The sequence below is a fragment of the Pseudoduganella violacea genome, from assembly GCF_014191875.1.
Classification (GTDB): Bacteria; Pseudomonadota; Gammaproteobacteria; order Burkholderiales; family Burkholderiaceae_D; genus Rugamonas; species Rugamonas violacea_A.
This window is the reverse complement of sequence record NZ_JACHXD010000012.1, coordinates 167,782-187,552: the sequence shown is the minus strand read 5'-3', so window position 1 is coordinate 187,552 and position 19,771 is coordinate 167,782. Positions and strand designations below refer to the sequence as shown.

2 protein-coding genes are annotated in these 19,771 nt (G+C 72.5%); both read right to left on the bottom strand.

Translation table 11 applies throughout. From position 1 onward, the window contains the following. Positions 1-66 precede the first annotated feature (66 nt). A complete protein-coding gene (locus tag FHS03_RS20115; protein WP_229426307.1) occupies positions 67-14,769 on the bottom strand; it encodes an SDR family NAD(P)-dependent oxidoreductase in 14,703 nt (4,900 codons plus the stop codon). After that, positions 14,766-19,766 (bottom strand): type I polyketide synthase, encoded by a 5,001-nt coding sequence (locus FHS03_RS20110; protein WP_183442717.1) that lies wholly within the window; start codon positions 19,764-19,766, stop codon positions 14,766-14,768. The genes FHS03_RS20115 and FHS03_RS20110 overlap by 4 nt, the downstream gene beginning before the upstream one ends. Between the last annotated feature and the right edge of the window lie 5 nt (positions 19,767-19,771).

Below are 19,771 nucleotides of genomic sequence, written 5' to 3'. Positions count from 1 at the left end.
AAAATAGTTTCATTATTTATTATTCAATATTATATTTATTAAAATATTACAAAATTGAAAGAAATGCTAGCCGGGCGTGTTCAGCGCGGCCTCCAGCAGGCGGCTGGCGGCCGCGACGTCCAGCGCCCCATCGCGCACCTGCGCCAGCACGGCGTCCAGCTCACTGTCCGGCTCACTGCCCGGCGCCGCCGGCGTGGCGGGCGCGGCGTCGGCCACCAGCAGGCCCGCGATGAAGGCGCTGAATGTGCGCAGGGTCGGATAGTCGTAGATCTTGGTGGCCGCGATATCCGTGCCGTAGCGCCGGTTGACCGCCTGCAGCCACTCGATGCCGATGATGGAATCCATGCCCAGCTCGCTGAAGGTGGTATCCGGGTCGAGCTCCTCCGGCTGTGCGAACAGGGCATTGGCCAACTCCGCCGCCAACACCACCATCAACGCGGCCTGGTCGGCCGCGGAAGCGCGCGGGGCGGCGGGCGCGGATGCCGCCGCCGGTTGCGGCGGCAGGGACACAGCCGGCGCGTCGGCCATGGCGGGCGCCGCCGCGCTGGCGCCGGCCGGTGCCGCCAACTGCCCGGCCACATACCCGGCAAACGATTCCAGCGTCGGATGGTCGTATACCGACGTGGCGCTGATGGCCAGCTTGAAAGACTCGTTGACCGCCTTGATCCACTCAATTCCGAGGATCGAGTCCATGCCCATTTCAACGAAGGTCTGGCTGCGGTCAATCTCGTCCGGCGCCATGAACAAGGCCTCGGCCAGCAAGGCGCGCAGCTTGTCTTCGATTTGCTCCGCGCCGGGACCGCCGGCAATGGGCGCGGTGACGGCAGCGGCAGCCACTTGCGGCGCCGGGACCGGCTTGGCTGGCGCGGCCTGCACCGGCGCCAGCACAATGCTCTGGTGCGGTTTCGCCCCGCCCGGCGCGCTGGCACTGGCGCTGGCAACGGCCGGTTGCAGTCTTACCTTCAACATCCCGGCCGCCGCCGCGCCGGCCACGGCTGGCGCGGCGGCGACGGCAGGAGCGGCATGCGGCGCCACCGCGGGCGCAGGCATTGGCGGTGCCAGGGCGGGCGTGGCCGCGCCCCCGCCCCCGCCTTGCCTCGCCGCCAAACCGCCCAATTGTTCGATGCTCGGCACCCAGTAGCGCGTCGGCGCAAAGGCGTAGCCCGGCAGCGGCAGCCGCCGCAGCGCGCCCGCGCCCGCGCCCGCGCGCGCGCGCCAGCGCCAGTCCGAGAACGCGCCGGCAACCCAGGCCGCCGCCAATTCCGCGAGACGCCCTTCCCGCCACAAGGTCTCGGCCTGGACGCTGTCCTCGCCTTCCCGCGCTTGCGCGCGGGCCCGCAAGACGCCCTCGGCCTGGCCCGCCAGCACCGCATCGAGGCCGCGCAGCAGCTCATCGATGCTGCGCACGGCCAGGCATAGGCGTTCGTCCATCGCTTCCCGGCCGGTTTGCAGCGTCCAGGCAATCGACGCCAAGGCGTCGTCGCCATACGCTTCGCGCCGCAGCGCCGAGCGCAGGGCCTGCGCCTGGCGCACCAATCCCTCGCTCTTGCGCGCCGACAGCACCACCAGCTCCACCGCGCCCGCCGCCGGATGCAGCGGCAGGGCGCGGTATTCCTCGACAATCACATGCGCGTTGGCGCCGCCCGCGCCGAACGAGGAGACGCCGGCCCGCAGCGGATGCCGCGCCGACGTCCCGTCGCCCAGCGGCACGGCTTCCCAGCGCGCCGCCTCGGTCTGGACCACGAAGGGCGTGGCCGCGAAATCGATATTCGGATTGCGCGGATCGGCGTGCAGCGACGGCGCCAGCCGGCGATGCCGCATCTGCAGCAGCACCTTGGTCAGGCCCGCCACCCCGGCCGCGCTTTCGCAGTGGCCGATATTCGATTTGACCGAGCCGATGGCGCAAAAGCCGCGCTCGCCCGTGTGGACGCGGAACGCCCTGGTCAGGCCGGCGATCTCGATCGGGTCGCCCAGCGCCGTCCCGGTGCCATGCGCTTCGATGTAATTGATGCTGCGCGCATCGACGCCGGCACGCGCCAGCGCCGCGCCGATCACGTCGGCCTGGGCATTTGGATTGGGCACGGTATAGCCATTGCTCCTGCCGCCATGGTTGATGGCGCTGGCCTTGATCACGCCGTAAATGTGATCGCCATCGCGCTCGGCGTCGGCCAATGGCTTCAGCAGCACCGCGCCCACGCCCTCGCCCGGCACGTAACCGTCGCCGCCTTCGCCGAAGCTTTCGCAATGGCCGGTGCTGGAGGCGAAACGCCCCTGCGACAGCATCAGGTACTTGTTCGGGTGCAGCGACAGGTTGACGCCGCCGGCCACCGCCACCTCGCATTCCCCCTGCAGCAGGCTTTGGCAGGCCAGATGGATCGAGGTGAGCGACGATGAGCACATGGTGTCGACCGCCATGCTCGGGCCATGGAAATTGCAGAAATACGATACCCGGTTGGCGATCGCGGCGGGATTGCCGGTCAAGGCCACCGGATAGCCTTCCAGGGTCCGCTCCCGGCCGTAGAACTGGTATTCCTCGTACATCACGCCGACGTAGACGCCAACCGCCCGGCTGGCGCTGACGCTGTCGCGGGTGTAGCCGGCATCCTCCAGCGTGTGATACACGCATTCGAGGAAGAGCCGCTCCTGCGGATCCATGATCTGCGCCTCGCGCGGCGAAATATTGAAGAAGGCGGCGTCGAAGCGGTCCACGTCGTCGAGGAACCCGCCGGCTTTGCAGTAGGTCTTGCCCACCACGCCCTTTTCAGGGTGGAAGCTCTGGCTGAAGTCCCAGCGCGAGGCGGGAATGTCGCTGACGCAGTCGCGGCCGGCCAGCAGATTGGTCCAGAACTCGGCCAGGTCCGCCGCCTTCGGATAGCGGCCCGCCACACCGACAATGGCCACATCGGTGGCGCCATGCCGGCGCTTCGCGGGCGCAAGTCCGTCTTCAGTTCCGGTTTGAGCGGGTATCGCCGGTCCCGCAGCCGATGCCGCAAGCGGCGCCGCCATTACCACGGGAACGGAGGCCGTTGCCGGCTGCTCGGCGCGTGCCTCGGCCGCCACGGCGGCTGGCTGCACCACCGGCGTATTCGGGCTTTCCTGCGCCGGCGCGGCGGCGCGCAAGCGGCGCGCGAGCACGTCGGCATGTTCGCGCACGAAGTGGCCGGACAGCTGGCGCAGCGTCGTATATTCGAAGAACAGGGTTTTGGACAGCGGACCGAAGATTGTTTCCAGCTGCGCCGTCATCTGCATCACGAGCACCGAGTCGATGCCATAACTGTCCATCTCGGCATCGGCTTTCAGGCGCTCCAGCGGCAGCTTGAGCGCATTGCTGACCAGCTCCATCAGCAGCGCCAGTGCCAGGCCAGCCAGCGCTTCGCCGGCCGGCGCGGCAGCTGGTCCCGGCGGCTGCGCCGCGGTCTGCGGCGGCAGCGGCAAGGCTGGCGCCGGCGGCACGGCCGACGGCGTCCAAGGCAGGCGTTGCGCCAATACGGCCACCGACTGGCCCGGATCGGACAGCAATTGCGCCAGGTTCGGCGCCTGCGGCATCAACGCGGCCAGGCGCTGGCGCAGTTGTTCCAGCAGCAGCGCGTCCACGCCCAGTTCCGTCAATGGCGCTTGGCAGTCGATCTCTTTCGCCGGTACGCTTAGCAGTTCGCCCAGCAGACCGGATAACTGGGTTTCCGCTGCGCTGGCCTGGCTGGCTTCGCCCAGCAGCGCCGCTTTCAGGCGCGCCAGGTCGCCGCTCAGCAGCATTACCTGCTCCAGGCCCTCGGTCAGCGCCGCGTGGAACAGTTGCAGGCCGTCCGCGCTCCGCAGCGCCTCCATGCCGGCGCCGCGCCGCAGCATTGCGCGCGTGCCGGCGTCGACCTGCATGCCGCCTTCCTGCCACAGCGGCCAGTTGATGCTGAGCGTACGTCCCGGGCGCTCGCCGGCGTCGGCCAGCACATTGCGGTAGCGCGCATAGCCATCCATGAAGCCATTGGCGGCGGCGTAATCGGCCTGGCCGGGATTGCCGGTCTGGCCCGCCACCGACGAGAACAGCACCATCCAGCGCAAGCCGGCCTGGCGCGTGGCCAGGTCGAGATTGACCAGGCCATCAACCTTGGCGGCCAGCACTTGCCGGTAGTCTTCCGCCGTCTTGTATTGCAGGAAGCTGTCGCGCATCACGCCGGCGGCGTGCAGTACGCCGTCCAGGCGGCCATGGCGCCGCAGCGCATCGGCCACCAGCGCATCCAGCGCCGGCCGGTCGCTGCAATCGGCCTGGTGGTATTCGACGCTCGCGCCCGCGCCGCGCCAGGCCTCGATATCGGCCAGCAGCTCGCGGGATGCGGCGGAACGGCCCAGTAGCAGCAAGCGGCTGCGCGGGGCATGGGCCACGATATCGCGGGCGAACAGGCGCGCCAGCCCGCCGCCGGCGCCGGTGAGCAGGTACACCTCGCCGTCGCGCCAGAGCGCTGGCGCCGCAGCGCGCGGCAGCCATTCGCGCCAGCCGCCCAGCAGGCGGCGTCCGCCGTCGTGGCGTACCAGGCTGTCCTGCGGCCGCACGGCATTCTCCCGCAGCAGTGCCGGCAGGCGCGCGCCATCCCCCATGTCGGGCACCAAGATGAGCTGGCAGCGCAATGCCGGCTGCTCCATCATCAGCGTGCGGCACCAACCGGCCAGGCCGGCCAGCGGCGCTTGCGCCGCGCTGTCGTGCAGCACCACCTGGATCAGGGTGCGCGGCACCGGCGACTGGCGCAACAGCGGCGCGGCATAGGCCTGCAGAGCGGCCAAGGCCTGCGCGTAGCGCTGCTCGATGCCGCCGGCATCGGGCGCCGCCAGCACGTCGATGTCCGGCCCCAGGTCCAGCGCCTGCGGCTGACACAGCAGCACCGCATGGCGCTGCCGCTGCCATGGCGCTGCGGCGTCCGCCGCCGCTTCGCGCCAGGCAGGCACCAGGCGCAGCAGGCCGGCGGCGGGCATGGCCGGCGCCGGCTTGGCCACCTTCAGCGGCCGCGCGATGTAACCGCGCAAGGCCAGCCATACGGCGCCCTGCTCGTCGCAGATGTCGATATCGATGGGCGCGCCGGGCGCGGCGCGCCGCACGACGCAGCGCGGCTGGGCCGGACGCGTTCCCTGGATGCGGAAGGAGGACAGCGCGAACGGCAGCAACGGCGCGCCGGCGCCGGTGCCGGCGGCCAGGCCGAGCGTGGCCTGCAGCGCGCCATCGAGCAGGCCCGGATGCAGCGCGTCAGGCCAGCCATCGTCCGGCGGCAGCAGATCGGCCACCACGGTCTGGGCGCCGAATTCGAGCCGGCCGAGCGTGCGGAAGGCCGGGCCGTATTCCAGGCCGCAGGCGTCGAACAAGGCATAGCATTCTTCGGCCGAAAGCGCGCCGCTGCAATCGCGGCGCGCCGCCGCCGGCGCCGATACCGCGGGCAGCGGCGCCCCGTCCCACACCAGCCGGCCGCTGGCATGCAGCACCCGGTCGGTCTCCGGGCCGCTGTGGATCTCGAAGCCGCAGCCGGCCGCGTCGGCCTGCGCCAGCGTCAGGTGCAATTCCAGCAGCGGCGCCTGCCAGCGCGCCGGCTGCAGCCAGCTCATGCCGGCAATATGCCAGGCGGCCAGGCCCGGCCGCAATTGGGCGCAGGCGCCGGCCAGCAGCGCCAGATAGGCCGTCGCCGGCAATACCGGCTGCGCCAGGATGCGGTGGTCGCGCAGGAAGACTTCGCTGCCGTCGAAATGCGAAGTAAACCGGACGCCGTCCAGCGTGGAGGTATTGGCGTGCAACAGCGGGTGCAGGCGGCCCGGCGCGGGCGTGGGCGCCGCCGCCGGCAGCCGCTGGCGGTCGCGCAGGAAGGGATAGGTCGGCAGGCTGATGCGCCGCGGCGGCGCTTCGCCATGCAGCAAGCTCCAGTCGATGTCCACGCCGCCGAGCCAGAGGCTGGCCAGCGGCGCCAGCTTGCCGTTGGCGACCCAGGCCGAAATGGCCAGCTTGAGTTCGGTTTCGCCGGACAGCATGCCCAGGCCCGCCTGGCGCTGCTGGCAATCGCCGAAACAGGCCGCCTGCGTGGCGCCGTCGCGCCAGCCATCGCGCTCGTCCAGCAGGCCGTCCAACTGCGCTTCCAGGTCGGCCAGCGAGCTGGCCACCAGGGCCAGCCGCGCGCTCATCGCTTCGCGTCCGGTCTGCAGGGTGTAGGCCAGGTCGGCCAGGCTGCCGTCGACCCGGCCCTGCCGCAGGGCGCGCCGCAACTGCGCGGCGCGCGCGGCCAGCCTTTCCTCGCTGCGGGCCGACAGCGGCACCAGCTGGAGCGGGGCGTGGGCGGCCGGCGCCGGCCGCGGCGGCGCCTCCTCCACCACGACGAAGGCGTTGGCGCCGCCGGCGCCGAAGGACGATACGGTCGCGATGCGGCCGCCCGCCGCCGGACGGGGCCAGGCGGCGCCGGCGCGCTGCAGGACGAACGGGGTGGCCGCCAGCCGCAGGCGCGGATTGATCTCGCCGGCATGCAGGGTCGGCACGCGCTCGCCGTGGCGCAATTGCAGCAAGACCTTGGTCAGGCCGGCGATGCCGGCGGCGGCTTCCAGGTGGCCGATATTCGATTTGACCGATCCCAGTCCGCAATAGCCCAGCTGATCCGTGTCCTCCTGGAAGGCCTGCGTCAGGCCGCTGACTTCGATCGGGTCGCCCAAGTCGGTGCCGGTGCCGTGCGCCTCGACATAGCCGACGGCGCTGGCCGGGACGCCGGCCTGGTCCAGGGCCTGGCGGATCAGGGCGCGCTGGGCGGCCGGATTCGGCACGGTGAAGCCATTCACCTTGCCGCCATGGTTGACGGCGGCGGCGCGCAGCACGCCATGGATATTGTCATTGTCGGCCAACGCCGCCGACAGCGGCTTGAGCAGCACCGCGCCCACCCCTTCGCCCGGCACGAAACCGTCGGCGCCCGCGCCGAAGCTCTTGCAGCGGCCGTCGGCGGCCAGCATCTGCATGCCGCACAGCTCCAGATACTGCGCGGGATGCAGATAGAGGTTGACGCCGCCGGCGATGGCCAGCCGGCAGGCGCCCGACCAGATGCTTTCACAGGCCTGGTGCAGCGCCGTCAGCGAGGACGAGCACATGGTGTCGACCGGCACGCTGGGGCCTTGCAGGTCGAAGAGATAGGACACCCGGTTGGCCACGGCGCTGAACGAGGTTTGCGGATTGTAGCCCTGCTTGAGCGGCCAGACCGCGGGGCCGTGCAGCGCGTAGCCGGTCTTGGTCACGCCGGCGAACACGCCCACCCGCTTCTGGTAGCGCGCGGCCAGCATGGCGCGGGTGTAGCCGGCATCCTCCAGCGCCGCCCAGCAAGTTTCGACGAACAGGCGCGCCTGCGGGTCGAGATTGATGGCTTCCAGCGGCGACATATTGAAGAACAGCGAGTCGAAGCAATCCCAGTCGTCCAGGAAGCCGCCCCATTTGGAATAGCTGCGCCCTTCGCGCAAGGCCTTGGCGCGGTCGGCTTCGAAAAAGTCCCGCAAGGGCCAGCGGTCGGTCGGAATGGTCGAAATACTATCGCGGCCGGCGGCCAGATTGTCCCAGAACGCGTCCAGGTCGGGCGCGCCCGGGTAGCGGCCGCTCAGGCCGATGATGGCGATCGGTTCGCGCGCCATCGGCGCGGCGGCGGCGCTGGAAATGGCGGCGGCAAGCGGTGCCGCGCCGGCGGCGGGCACCGCGGCAATAACTGCTTCAGGAATAGGAGGCATATCGGTTTCGCAATGGGTCCAGGCGGCGCATTGGCGCGCGTGCGCCGTGGCCAGGTAGGTGGCCAGCGCGCCCAGGGTCTGGTGCTCGAAAAACAGGGTTTGCGACAGCTCGCCGAAAATCTCGCCGAGCGCCTGGTTGAGCTGCATGATCAGGGTGGAGTCGATGCCGTAGGTTTCCAGCGGCTCGTCCAGTTCCAGCCGGGCCGGCGGGAAGCCGGTCTTCTCGGCAAACAAGTGCTGCAACGCGCTCGCCGTGGCCGCCAGCAGCTTGGCCGGCAGCGGCGCGGCGGCCGGGGCGGCCGGGGCCGGCGCGCCGGCCGGGGCCGAAGGCCGCGCCAGGATCAGGCGGCGCAAAGTGGCGGCCTCGCCGGCGGCCACCAGCACCTGCGGCTCGTCCAGCGCCAGGCACGCGAACAGCGTGCGCATGCCATCGGCCAGGGACAGCGGCGCCATGCCGCCCAGCCGGCGCATGGCGGCAATGGTGGCGCGGTCGACCTGCATGCCGCCGTCCTGCCACAAAGGCCAGTTGATCGAGCAGGTGCGGCCCGCCCCTGCCCGCCGCGCGCGGTAATGGGCAAAGCCATCCATGAAACCGTTGGCGGCCGCATAGTCGGCCTGGCCGATATTGCCCATGGCGCCCGCGCCCGAGGAAAAGGCGAGCAGGAAATCCAGCGTCAGGGCGGCGCTGGCGCGGTCGAGATTGACGAGGCCGGCCACTTTGGGCGGCAGTACCTGGTCCAGGTCGGCGGCCGGCTTGCGCACGATAAAGCTGTCGCGCACCACGCCGGCGCAATGGACCACGCCGTGCAGGCCGCCCCAGGCGCCGAGGCAGTCGGCCACCATGGTTTGGCAATCCGCCGCCGAGGCGACGTCCAACTGGCGGTATTCGGCCTGCGCGCCCAGGGCGCGCAAGTCCGCCAGGCAGTCCTGCTGGCGCGCGCCGAGCGGCGAACGGCCCGCCAGCAGCAGGCGCGGCCGCTCGGCCCGGGCCGCAATGGCGCGCGCCACCGCCATGCCCAGCGCGCCGCCGCCGCCGGTGATCAGGAACACGCCGTCGGCGCGCAACGCCTGCCCGGCGGGCGCCGCCAGCTCCTCCCACTGCAAGACCGAGCGCACGCCGTCCTGGTAGCGCACCATGGTCTCGCCGGGGGCGCGGCGGTTCTCTTCGAGCAGCGCGTTCAGCGCCGCGGCTTCGGGCCAGCGGTCCAGACCCAGCCACTGCACGACCAGGCCGGGCTGCTCCTGCGCCGCGGTCTTCAGCAGCGCGGCCAGGCCGGACAGGGTGCGCGCGTCGCCCTGCCACGGCGTCACCAGCTGCAGCAGCGTGCGACCGGCGCCAAGGCGGGAGAATTCATCCTGGACCAGGGCCAGCAGCCGGCCCACATAGGCGCGGTAGCGCGCCTCGACGCCGGCGCCGGCTTCCGCCTCGCCGTCCAGCGCAAGCCAGGCGCGCTGCGGCTGCGCTTGCGCCGCCAGCACGGCGGCCAGCGCTTCCGGCACGCCGCAGCCGGCCACGACGTGGCGCGCATAGGCTGGCGCCACGCCGCTGGCGGCGCCGGCCACCCAGCGCGGCGCGAACAGCAGTACCGTGTCGCCGGCTGCCGCCGCCACTGGCTCGGCTGGGGCGACTGGCACGGCTGGCGCCAGGGCCGGGAGCGCAACGGCCGCTGCCGGCGCGCGCGCCGCCCCCGGCGGCACGCCCGGCACCCAGTACGATTCCTCGGCAAACGGATACTGCGGCAGGCTCAGACGGCGCGGCGGCCGCCCCTCGTACAGCGCGCTCCAGTCGATGGCGGCGCCGGCGCACCAGAGCGCGGCCAGCTCGGCGCCCGCCGCCGGCCATGCGGCCAGTGCCGCCTCCACGCGCGCCGCGTCCGGCGCCGGCTCCTGCGCCTGGCCATGCACCGACAGCGTCAGCCGGCCCAGCGCGGCCTCGGGCGGATTGATGCCGTCGGCCAGTTGCTCCAAGATATGTAGCGCCGCGGCCGCGTCTTGCGCCACAAAGGCACAGCGCTGCGCCATCGCCTCGCGGCCGGCTTGCAGGGTATAGGCGACCCCGGCCAGATCAACCGCGCCGTCCGGCCCGCGCAAATGCCGCGCCAGCTGCGCCGCCTGGCGCCGCAATCCGGCCGGGTCCTTGGCCGACACCACCAACAGCAGCGGACCCTGGCGTCGCGCTTCCGGCGCCGGCGCCGGCGCTTCCTCGACCACCAGGTGCGCGTTGGCGCCGCCCGCGCCGAAGCTGCTGATGCCGGCGCGCCGCGGCACGGCGGCGCCGTCCACCAGCGGCGCCGGCCAGGCCGCCGCCGCGCGCTGTACCCGGAAGGGGCTATGCTCGAAGTCGATCGCCGGATTCGGGCCGCCGCCATGCGAGACATTGGCCACCAGGGTGCGGTGCCGCATCTGCAGCAGCACCTTGGTCAGCTGGGCGATGCCGGCGGCCGCCTCGGCATGGCCGATATTGGTTTTCACCGAGGACAGGCTGCAGTAGCCGGTATCGGCCGTCTCGGCGCCAAAGGCCTCCACCAAGCCGGCCACTTCCACCGGGTCGCCCAGGGCCGTGCCGGTGCCGTGCGCCTCGACGCAGCTGATGCTGCGCGCCGCCACGCCGGCCTGGCGCAGCGCGCGCCGGATCGTGTCGGCCTGGGCCGCCGGGCTGGGAACTGAATAGCCGTTGCTGCGGCCGCCATGCGCGATGGCGCCGCCACGGATCAGGCCGTGGATATGGTCGCCGTCGCGCAGCGCCGCGGCCAGCGGCTTGAGCAGCACCGCGCCCACCGCCTCGCCCGGCACATAGCCGCTGCCGCCGGCATCGAAGGCGCGGCAGCGGCCGTCCTCGGCCAGGAAGCGGCCCAGCGAGAGCGAGACGTATTTGCTGGGATGCAGCGTCAGGTTGACGCCGCCCGCCAGCGCCATGCCGCACTGGCCGCTGCGGATGCTGTCGCAGGCCATCTGCACGGCGTACAGCGAGGACGAGCAGGCGGTGTCGACGGTGACGCTGGGGCCGCTGGCATTGAGCACATAGGAAACCCGGTTGGCGATCGAGAAGACCTGGCTCGAGGCCGGATAATGGTCGGCGCCGCCGTGGTGGGCGGCATCGCTCATGATGAGCTGGTAATTATTGAAGGTGGTGCCGACAAACACGCCCAGGCCGGCCGGGCCGCTGGCCTGGCGCAGCGCGGCGCGGGTGTAGCCGGCCTCCTCCATGCAATGCCAGGCCGTCTGCAGGAACAACCGTTCGTGCGGGTCCATCAGCGCCGCTTCGCGCGGCGTGATATTGAAGAACAGCGGATCGAAGCGGTCCACGCCGGACAGGAAGCCACCCCACTGGCTGTAGCTCTTGCCGCCGGCGGCCGCGCGGGCCGGGTCGGCTTCGTAGAACCCGGCCAGCGGCCAGCGGCCGGGCGGAATGGTTTCGATGCTGTCGCGGCCGTCGAGCAGGTTGCGCCACAACTGTTCCAGACTGTCGGCCTGCGGATAGCGCCCGGCCAATCCCACCACGGCGATCAGCTCGTGGCCGGAGACGGCCGGAACAGCGGCCTGCGCCGCCGGTGCCGGAGCCGGCGATGCCGGGGCAGGCGGGGCGGACCCAGGCGCCTCGGCAGCGGCCGCGCGCGTGGCGGCCAGCCGCTGCGCCAGCTCGCCCACGGTGGCACAGCGGAACAGCAGCGTGGCGTCGCTATTGCCGGCAAAAGCGGCCATGCGCTGATTCAGCGCGGTGTTCATCAGCGAGTCGAGGCCGATGTCCTCGATGGCCATGTCGGCGCCGAATTGCCGGACCGGCATGGCCGTGACCTCGCTCAGGGCCGCGATCAGCAGCGTCAGCATATCCTCGCCCGGCGCGGCGCCGGCCGCGGCGGCCACGGCCGGGACCGGGACCGGGACCGGGACCATCATAGCGGCCGGGGCTGCGGTGCGCGCCAGCGCCGGCGCCATGGCGGCGCCATCGATCCAATGGCGCTCGCGCGCGAAGGGGTAGGTCGGCAGGCTGATGCGCCATGGCAGGTCGTCCTCGTGGTACAGCTGCGCCCAGTCGGCGCGGCCGCCCGCCACCCAGTGCGCGGCCAGCCATTGCAGACGCTCGTCCGGCACCGTTGGCGGCGCGTCCGGCGCCTCCCGCGGCCGGCGCGGCGCGCGCCCGGTGTGCACGCCCGGCATGCTGCGTCCGCCCTGGATGAAATGATCGAGCTGGCGCAGCAGCGTGGCCTGATCCGGCGCCACGAAGGCGGCGCGCTGCGCCAAGGCCTTGCGGCCCACTTGCAAGGTGTAGGCCAGATCGCGCAGCGGCCAGGCCGGTGCGGCCAGCTCGCGCGCCAGCGCCGCCAGTGACGGCAATGCGGCCGGCAACTCGATGCCGAAGCGTTGCCGCGCCTGTTGCGCGAAGCGCTCGCGCTGGAAGGCATCCATGCCCAGTTCGCTCAGCTCGGCCTGCGGATCGATCTGTTCGGCCGCCACCTGCAATAGCTCGGCCAGCAAGGCGGCCAGTTGCCCCGCCGCCGCTGGCTGCGGCGCGCCGGCCAGGGCCGCGCGCAAGCCGCGCGCATAGCGCTGCAGCGCCTCCTCGTCGGCCGCCGACAGCACAACCAGCGCCGCCTGGGCCGGCGCGGCCGGACGCGGCGCGGCCACGAATTCCTCCAGGATCAGGTGCGCGTTGGTGCCCGAGGCGCCGAAGGCGCTGACCGCGGCCCGGCGCGGCGCCCCGTCCGGCTGCGGCCATTCGACGGTATTGCGCTGCAGGACGAAGGGCGTCTCGTCCAGCGCCAGAAGCGGATTGACCGGCTCGGCGTGCAGCGAAGGCACCAGGGTGCGGTGGTGCAGCTGCAGCGCGGCCTTGGTCAGGCCGCTGATGCCGGCGGCGCCTTCGGCATGGCCGATATTCGATTTGATGGAACCGATGGCGCAGTACTGGCGGCGCCCGGTGTGGGCGCGGTAGGCGCGCGTCAAGCCCTCGATTTCGATCGGGTCGCCCAGCGCCGTGCCGGTGCCGTGCGCCTCGACGCAGCCGATGCTGGCGGCATCGATGGCGGCCTGGCGCAGGCTGCGGCCGATCAATTCGGCGTGCGCGGCCGGGCTGGGCACCGTGATGCCGCTGACCGTGCCCACATGGTTGCTGCTGCTGGCCTTGATGACGGCATACACATGGTCATGGTCGGCCAGGGCCTGGGCCAGCGGCTTGAGCACCACGGCGCCCACGCCCTCGGCCGAGACATAGCCGTCGCCGCCGGCGCCGAAGCTGTTGCAGCGGCCGTCCGAGGCGTGCATATCGAGCAAGGTGCAGGAAATGTACTTGCCCGGGTGCAGCGACAGGTTGACGCCGCCGGCGATGGCCACGGCGCATTCGCCGGCGGCCAGGCTTTGCAGCGCCAGGTGCACCGCCACCAGGGACGAGGAACAAGCCGTGTCGAGCGCCACGCTGGGGCCGTGGAAATTGCCGACAAACGAGACCCGGTTGGCGATCGGCGCGTAATTGGTGGCCAGCGGCGTGCCGCCGGGCGCTTGCGCCGCGCTCTGCAGCAGCGCGTAGTCCTTCTGCATGACGCCGACAAACACCCCCACCGCCGCGGCCGGCGCCAGGGTGTCGGGCGTGTAGCCGGCGTCCTCCACCGCGCTCCACGCCGTTTCCAGGAAGAGCCGTTCCTGCGGGTCCATCACCTGCGCTTCGCGCGCGGTGATGCGGAAAAAGCGCGCATCGAAGCAGTCGGGGTCCTCGAGGAACCCCCCCCAGCGCGACATGGGCCGGCCTGAAGGCGAACGCACATGGCTATAGTCCTGCCAGGACCAGCGCGTGGCCGGCACCTCGGTCACGCTGTTGATGCCAGCCTTGAGATTGGCCCAGAGCTGGTCCAGGTTGGCGGCGCCCGGGTAGCGGCCGGCCATGCCGACGATGGCGATGTCGGCCGGCGCGGCGGCGGCCGGCGCGCGTGGGACGGGGCCGTCCGCCGCCTGTGGCGCCGCCGAGCGCAGCGCCGCGCCGTGCTCGCGGTCCAGCCAGCCGGCCAGCGCGCGCACGTTGACGTATTCGAACAACAGGGTCGGCGGCAGCGCCGCGCCCAGCGCCTGGCCCAGGCGCTGGCTCAGGTCCATCAGCTGGACCGATACCAGGCCAAGCTGGTAAAAGCCGGCTTCGACGTCGATCTCGGCGGCTTCCTGACCCAGCAGATTCGCCAGCAAGGCCAGCACCAGCTGTTCGGCCTCGCCGACGGCCGCGCCACCGGCGCTGTCCCCGGCGGCGGCCGGCGCGGCGCCCTGCTGGCGCAGCAGTTTGCAGCGTACCTCGTCCAGCGCGGCGACCTGGACGCCGGCGGCGTCGAAAAAGCCGATGCTGAGTGAAGCCAGCTCCCCGCGCCGCTGCACCGAGCCGGCCAGCACGCTGGCCTGGCAGGCGTGCTGCAGCAGCGCGCTGGCCTGGAAGGCGCCATAGCCGACCGGCAGGTACAGCTGCGGCGCCGCGCCGAAGACGCGCTCGAACAGCACCGCCGCGCCGACGCCGGCGCCGTCGAGCAGGGCCGGGTGGAACATGTATTGCGCCTGCTCCTCCGGGTTGCCGTCCTCTGGGCGCAAGCGCAGCAGCAGGCCCGCGTCCGTGCTGTGCAGGCTGCCGCTGGCGCGCAGCGCGGCGCCATGCACCAGGCCCAGCGCGCGGTAGCGCGCATAGCTGGCGGCCAGCTCCTCGCCGCCGCCCGGCTCCACGGCCGGCAAGACGGCGCTGAAAGCGGGCGCCGGGGCCAAGTCCAGCGCCGCCTCGGCGTAGCGCTGGCCGTTGTCGCGGCCATCCAGGCTCAATTGCCAGCCGGCCGCGCCGGGACGCCATTGCACCCGTAGCCAAAGCCCTTCGGCCAGGCCCGGCAACGGCGCGAAAATCGTCAGATCGCGCAAGCGGTATTGGCGGAAATCCAGGTCGTGGTCGCGCGCCAGCTGGAAGATCAGGTCGATATAGGCCAGCCCCGGCAGGCAGGGCTGGCCCTGCACCACATGCTGGCTCAGCAGCGGGTGCGCCGCGTCGAAGAAAATCTCGTCTTCCATCACTGCTTTCTTGAGCATCATGTTCATGCGTTTTCCAGGCTTTCTTGAGAGGAGTAGCGTTTCCAGACATTGCCGCCCGGCCGGGCCGGCGGCGCGGCTGGACGGCCTTGCCGCGGCGGCGGCAACGGCGCGCGCCGCGCCGGCGCGTCCGCGCGCCAGGCCTGCAAAATGGCGTGGACATTGGTGCCGCCATCGGCGAAGCAATTGAGGGCCGCGGCCGGCAAGGCGCCGTCCAGCGCGGCGGCGGCGCGGTGGAAGAAGAACGGCGAATCGGCCAACGCGAAATGCGGCAGCGGCACCTGGCCCGACAGGAAAGGCACGCCCTGGCGGTGGTGCAGCATCAGCACCACCTTGATCAGGGCGGCGATGCCTTCGGCGCACAGCGGATGGCCGATATTCGGCTTGACCGAGCCGAGGCTGCAGCGCCGGGCCGCGCCGCCATACACGGCGCTGATCGCCTTCAGTTCCAGCAGGTCCGTCATCGCCGTTCCCGAGCCGTTGGCCTCGATATGGCCGATGTCGGCCGCGTCCAGGCCGCTGCGCCGCAGGGTTTGTTCGAGCAGCCGCTTGTGGGCGGCCAGATTGGGGCTGGCCGGCCCGGCCGTGCGGCCATCGTTATTGACCGCCACCGCCTTCAGCACCGCGTAGATGCGGTCGCCGTCGGCCTCGGCCGCCGCCAGCGGCTTGAGCAGCACCATGCCGCCGCCCTCGCCCAGCACCACGCCCTGGGCGCGGCCGTCGAAGATGTGGAACTCGCCTTGCGGCGCCAGCAGGCCGCGCTGCGCGAACAGGCGGTGGCCGGCGTCCGATTGCAGCAGGCTGACGCCGCCCACCATGGCCGCCTCGATCTCGCCGTCGCGCAGCGCCTGCGCCGCCAGCTTCAGCGCCACCAGCGCCGACGAGCAGGCGGTATCGACCACCAGGCTCGGGCCTTGCCAGTCGAAATGCTGGGACAGATTGGCCGCCAGGTAGTTCGGCCCGGCGGCGACGATGGGATTGCGCGCCCGTTCGATCAGCTCGGCCGACGGCCGGTGCTGGCTGCGCGCGCCGAGGAAGACGCCGAGCGCCCGGCCTTTGAGTTCCGGCGGCGTGTAGCCGGCGTGGCAGACCGCCTGCAGCCCCAGTTCGAGCAGCAGCAGCGCCTGCGGGTCCATGGCGGCCGCGTCGTCGGCGTCGATGCCGAAAGCGGCCGCATCGCCGCCGGCCGGGGTCTCCAGCACGCCCGCGTGGAAGCCGCTGCGGTAGCCCCAGCGCGCTTCGGGCACCGGCACGATGCCGCTGCGGCCTTCGCGCAACAGGCGCCAATAGGCGTCGCTGTCGGGCGCGCCGGGCAAGCGGCAGGACAGGCCGATGATGGCGATGTCGCCGCCGCCGGCCGGCGCCGCGCCGGATGCGGGGGATGCCGCGGCCGGCGCCGCAAGGGGCGGCGCCGGGGCCGGGGCCGGCGCCGGCGCGGCGGTCGCCAGCACTTTTTGCACCAGGCCCGGGCGTTCGCGCATGAGCCAGCCGGCCAGGCTGTCCAGCGTGGCGTATTCGAACAGCAGCGACGGCTCCAGCGGCTGCTCGGCCAGTTGGTTAAGCGGGCGCATGATGCGGGTCAGCATGATGGAATCGACGCCGTAGTCCTGGAAACCGAGCTGGGCTTCGATGGCTTGCGGCGCCAGTTTGAGTTCGCGCGCGAACAGGTTCTGCAGCCAGGCCAGCAGTGCCGCGGCCGCCTCCCCGCCGGCCGGCGCGACAGTGGCCTGGACGGGCGCGCCGCTGGCGGCAGGCGCCGCCGCAGGCCGGGGCGCGGGCTTTTCCAGCAGCGCGCGCTCGGGCTGCCAGCGCGCCGGGTCGACCGCCGCCGGCAGGACGAGCGGCCCGGCGCGCCAGGCCAGAATCCGGTCCAGGCAGTCCAGGCCCTGCGCATCGCTCAGCGTCAGCAGTCCGCTGTCCTGGTAAGCCTGGCTGCGCACCGCGCCCATGCCCGACTCGGCCCAGCTCGGCCACTGGATGCTGACGCAGTGCGCCGGGCCGGCGTATTCCTGGGCGTAGCCGTCCAGGTAGGCGTTGGCCATGGCGTAGTCGATCTGGCCCGCGCCCAGCGCCGGCAGGGCCGCCGCGACCGAGGAGAACAGCAGCAGATGGCGCAAGGCGCCGTGGTCGAGCACGGCGGCCAGATGGTCCAGCCCTTCCTGCTTGGGTTCGAACACGGCCTGCATGGCGGCGGCGGACTTGTCCAGCAGCGCCGGCACGCTCCAGTCGCTGACCCCGGCGGCATGCAGCAGGCCGCTGACCGGGCCCAGCACGGCGGCCACGCGCGCCTGCTCGGCGCGCAGCGCGGCCGGATCGTTCAGCGCCACGGCCGAAAATGCGAGCTGCACGCCCAGCGCCTCGAGCTCGGCGATGCCTTCGGCCGTGGCGGCCGGCCACTGCGCGCGCGCCGGCAGCGCCGTCCTGCTCGACAGCAGCATCTTGCGCACGCCGTAGCGGCGCGCCAGGTGGCGCGCGCACAGCAGGCCCAGGCCGCGCGTGCCGCCGCTGATCCACCAGACGTCGGCCGGACCCGGCAAGACCGCGTCCGCCGCGCCGGCCGGCGCCGGCCAGGACGCCAACTGGGGCACGCTGCGCGCGCCGTCGCGGTAGCGGCAGCGCGCGGCGCGCTCGTCCGCGGCGCATTCAGCCGCCAGCAGCGGCGCCAGCGCCGCCGCCGGCAGCCCGGCGCCGAGATCGACATAGCGCGCGCGCAGGCGCGGATACTCGCTTTGCAGGGTGCCGTACAGCCCGGCATGCAGGGCGTCGGCGCGCGGCCGGCCGAATCCCAGGCCCAGCAGCATGGCGCCGCCGTCCGCGGGCAGCCGGCCCAGCAGGTTTTGCAACTGGGCCAGCCACTGGGCGCGGGCCAGCCGCGGTTCGGCGTGTGCCGTCAGGTCGATGATGGTGGCGCGCGCCGGCCCGTCCTGGCCGGGGGCCGTGGCGTCCAGCGCGCGCAGCTCGGCCTGCGGCCACAGCGCCGCCAGCGCTTCGGCCAGGGCGCGGTTGGCGGCGCAGGCGGCCACGTACAGCAGCACGGCCGGCGGCATGGCGGCCGCGGCGGCCAGGGGCGCCGGCCGCCATTGCCATTGCCACAGCTGCGGCGCGGCCGGCGCCAGCGTCGGTTGGCCCGGCAACCAGTAGCGGCTGCGGGCGAAGGGATAAGTCGGCGCCGCCACGGTACGGCGGCCGCCGCCCTGCTGCCACTGCAGCCAGTCGCAGTCGGCGCCCGCCACCCAGGCCTGGGCCAGCGCCGTCCAGCGGCCGGCCGCGAAATCGGCCGCCAGCGCGGCGGCATCGCCCTGTGGCGCCTCCGTTTCGGCGCGGCCGGTCAGCAGCGCGGGATGCGGCAGGCCCTGCGCGGCGGCCAGCAGGGCTGCGCGCAGCGGCGCGGCGCCGCTGGCCACCACGGCCAGCCGGTGGCGCAGCGCGGCGCGCCCGACCTGCAGCGTGTAAGCCAGGTCGGCCAGGCACAGGCCGGGATCGGCTTCCAGCTGGCGCGCCAGCGCGGCGGCCTGCGCGCGCAGCGCGCTCTGGCTTTGGGCCGACAGCACGACCAGGCCGGCGCCGCCGCCGGCGCGCGGCGCGGCGCCGCTGTCTTCCTGCAGCACCAGGTGGGCATTGGTGCCGCTCAGGCCAAAGGAACTGAGCGCGGCGCGGCGCGGCGCCGTCCAGGGCGTCAGCTCGGTGGCCACGCGGAAAGGCGATTGGCTGAAATCGAAATGCGCGTTGGGCCGCCGGAAATGCAGGCTGGGCGGGATGTGGCCATGGCGCAGCGCCAACAGCAGCTTATGCAGGCCGGCCACGCCGGCGGCGGCCGAGGTGTGGCCGATATTCGATTTGACGGAACCGATCAGGCAGCTCTGGCGCGCCGCGCCGGCCGCGCCGTATACCTGGGCGATGGCATTCAGTTCGACCGGATCGCCGAGCCGGGTGCCGGTGCCGTGCAGCTCGCAGTAGCCGATGCTGGCCGCATCGATGCCATGCCGCTGGTAGACCGTGCGCAGCAGCGCGGCCTGGCTGGCGCCGCTGGGCGCGGTGATGCCGTTGGTGCGGCCGTCCTGGTTGATGCCGCTGGCCAGGATGGTGCCCAGCACGCGGTCGCCGTCGCGGCGCGCGTCGGCCAGGCGCTTGAGCACGACCGCGCCCACGCCCTCGCCCGGCACAAAGCCGTTGGCGCTGTCGTCGAAGGCCTTGCAGCGCCCGTCCGGCGAGAGCATGCCGGCGCCGCACATGGCCAGATACGCTTCGCGGCTCAGGTAGAGCGTGACGCCGCCCGCCAGCGCCATGTCGATCTCGCCGCTGCGCAGGGCCTGGCAGGCCAGGTGCACCGCCACCAGCGAAGAGGAACACGCGGTGTCGATGGCGATGGCCGGCCCCTTCAGGTTCAGCAGGTAGGCGATGCGCGAGGCGGCGATCGACAGCGCGTTGCCGGTGGCGTTGGCGACCGGCGCCCCGCTCTGCATCAGCAGGCTGCTGTACTCGCTGCTCATGATGCCCAGGTAGACGCCGCAATTGCGCCCCGCCAGGCGCTGCGGCCCGTAGCCGGCGTCCTCGAAGCTGCGGTAGGCCTCCTGCAGGAACAGGCGGTGCTGCGGGTCCATGTACTCGGCCTCGGCGGGCGAAATCTGGAAGAAGGCGGCGTCGAAGCAATCGGCGTCGTCCAGCACGCCCAGCGCCCGGCTGTAGATGCTATCCGGCCGCTGGCCGCTGGGGTCGAAACTGGCCAGGCTGTCCCAGCGCTCGGGCGGGATGGTGCCCACCGAGTCGCGCGCGGCCGCCAGATTGCGCCAGAAGCTGTCGAGGTCGGGCGCTTCGGGATAGCGGCCGGAAGCGCCGACGATGGCAATGGCGTCCGGCTCGGCCGGCGCCGGGCGCGGCTGCGGGTCCGGGTCCGGGTCCGGGTCCGGGCGCGCGCCGGCGGCGGCCGCGCGTAGGCCTTGCAGCGCGGCGTCGCGCGCGATGCGGCCGTCGCGCAGCGCGGCCAGGATGGATTGGCTGTCGTTCATGGCGC

Bases quoted from the DNA above. Each gene is read 5' to 3' on its own strand.
- FHS03_RS20115 (WP_229426307.1), bottom strand. From the start codon at position 14,769: ATGAACATGATGCTCAAGAAAGCAGTGATGGAAGACGAGATTTTCTTC.
- FHS03_RS20110 (WP_183442717.1), bottom strand. From the start codon at position 19,766: ATGAACGACAGCCAATCCATCCTGGCCGCGCTGCGCGACGGCCGCATC.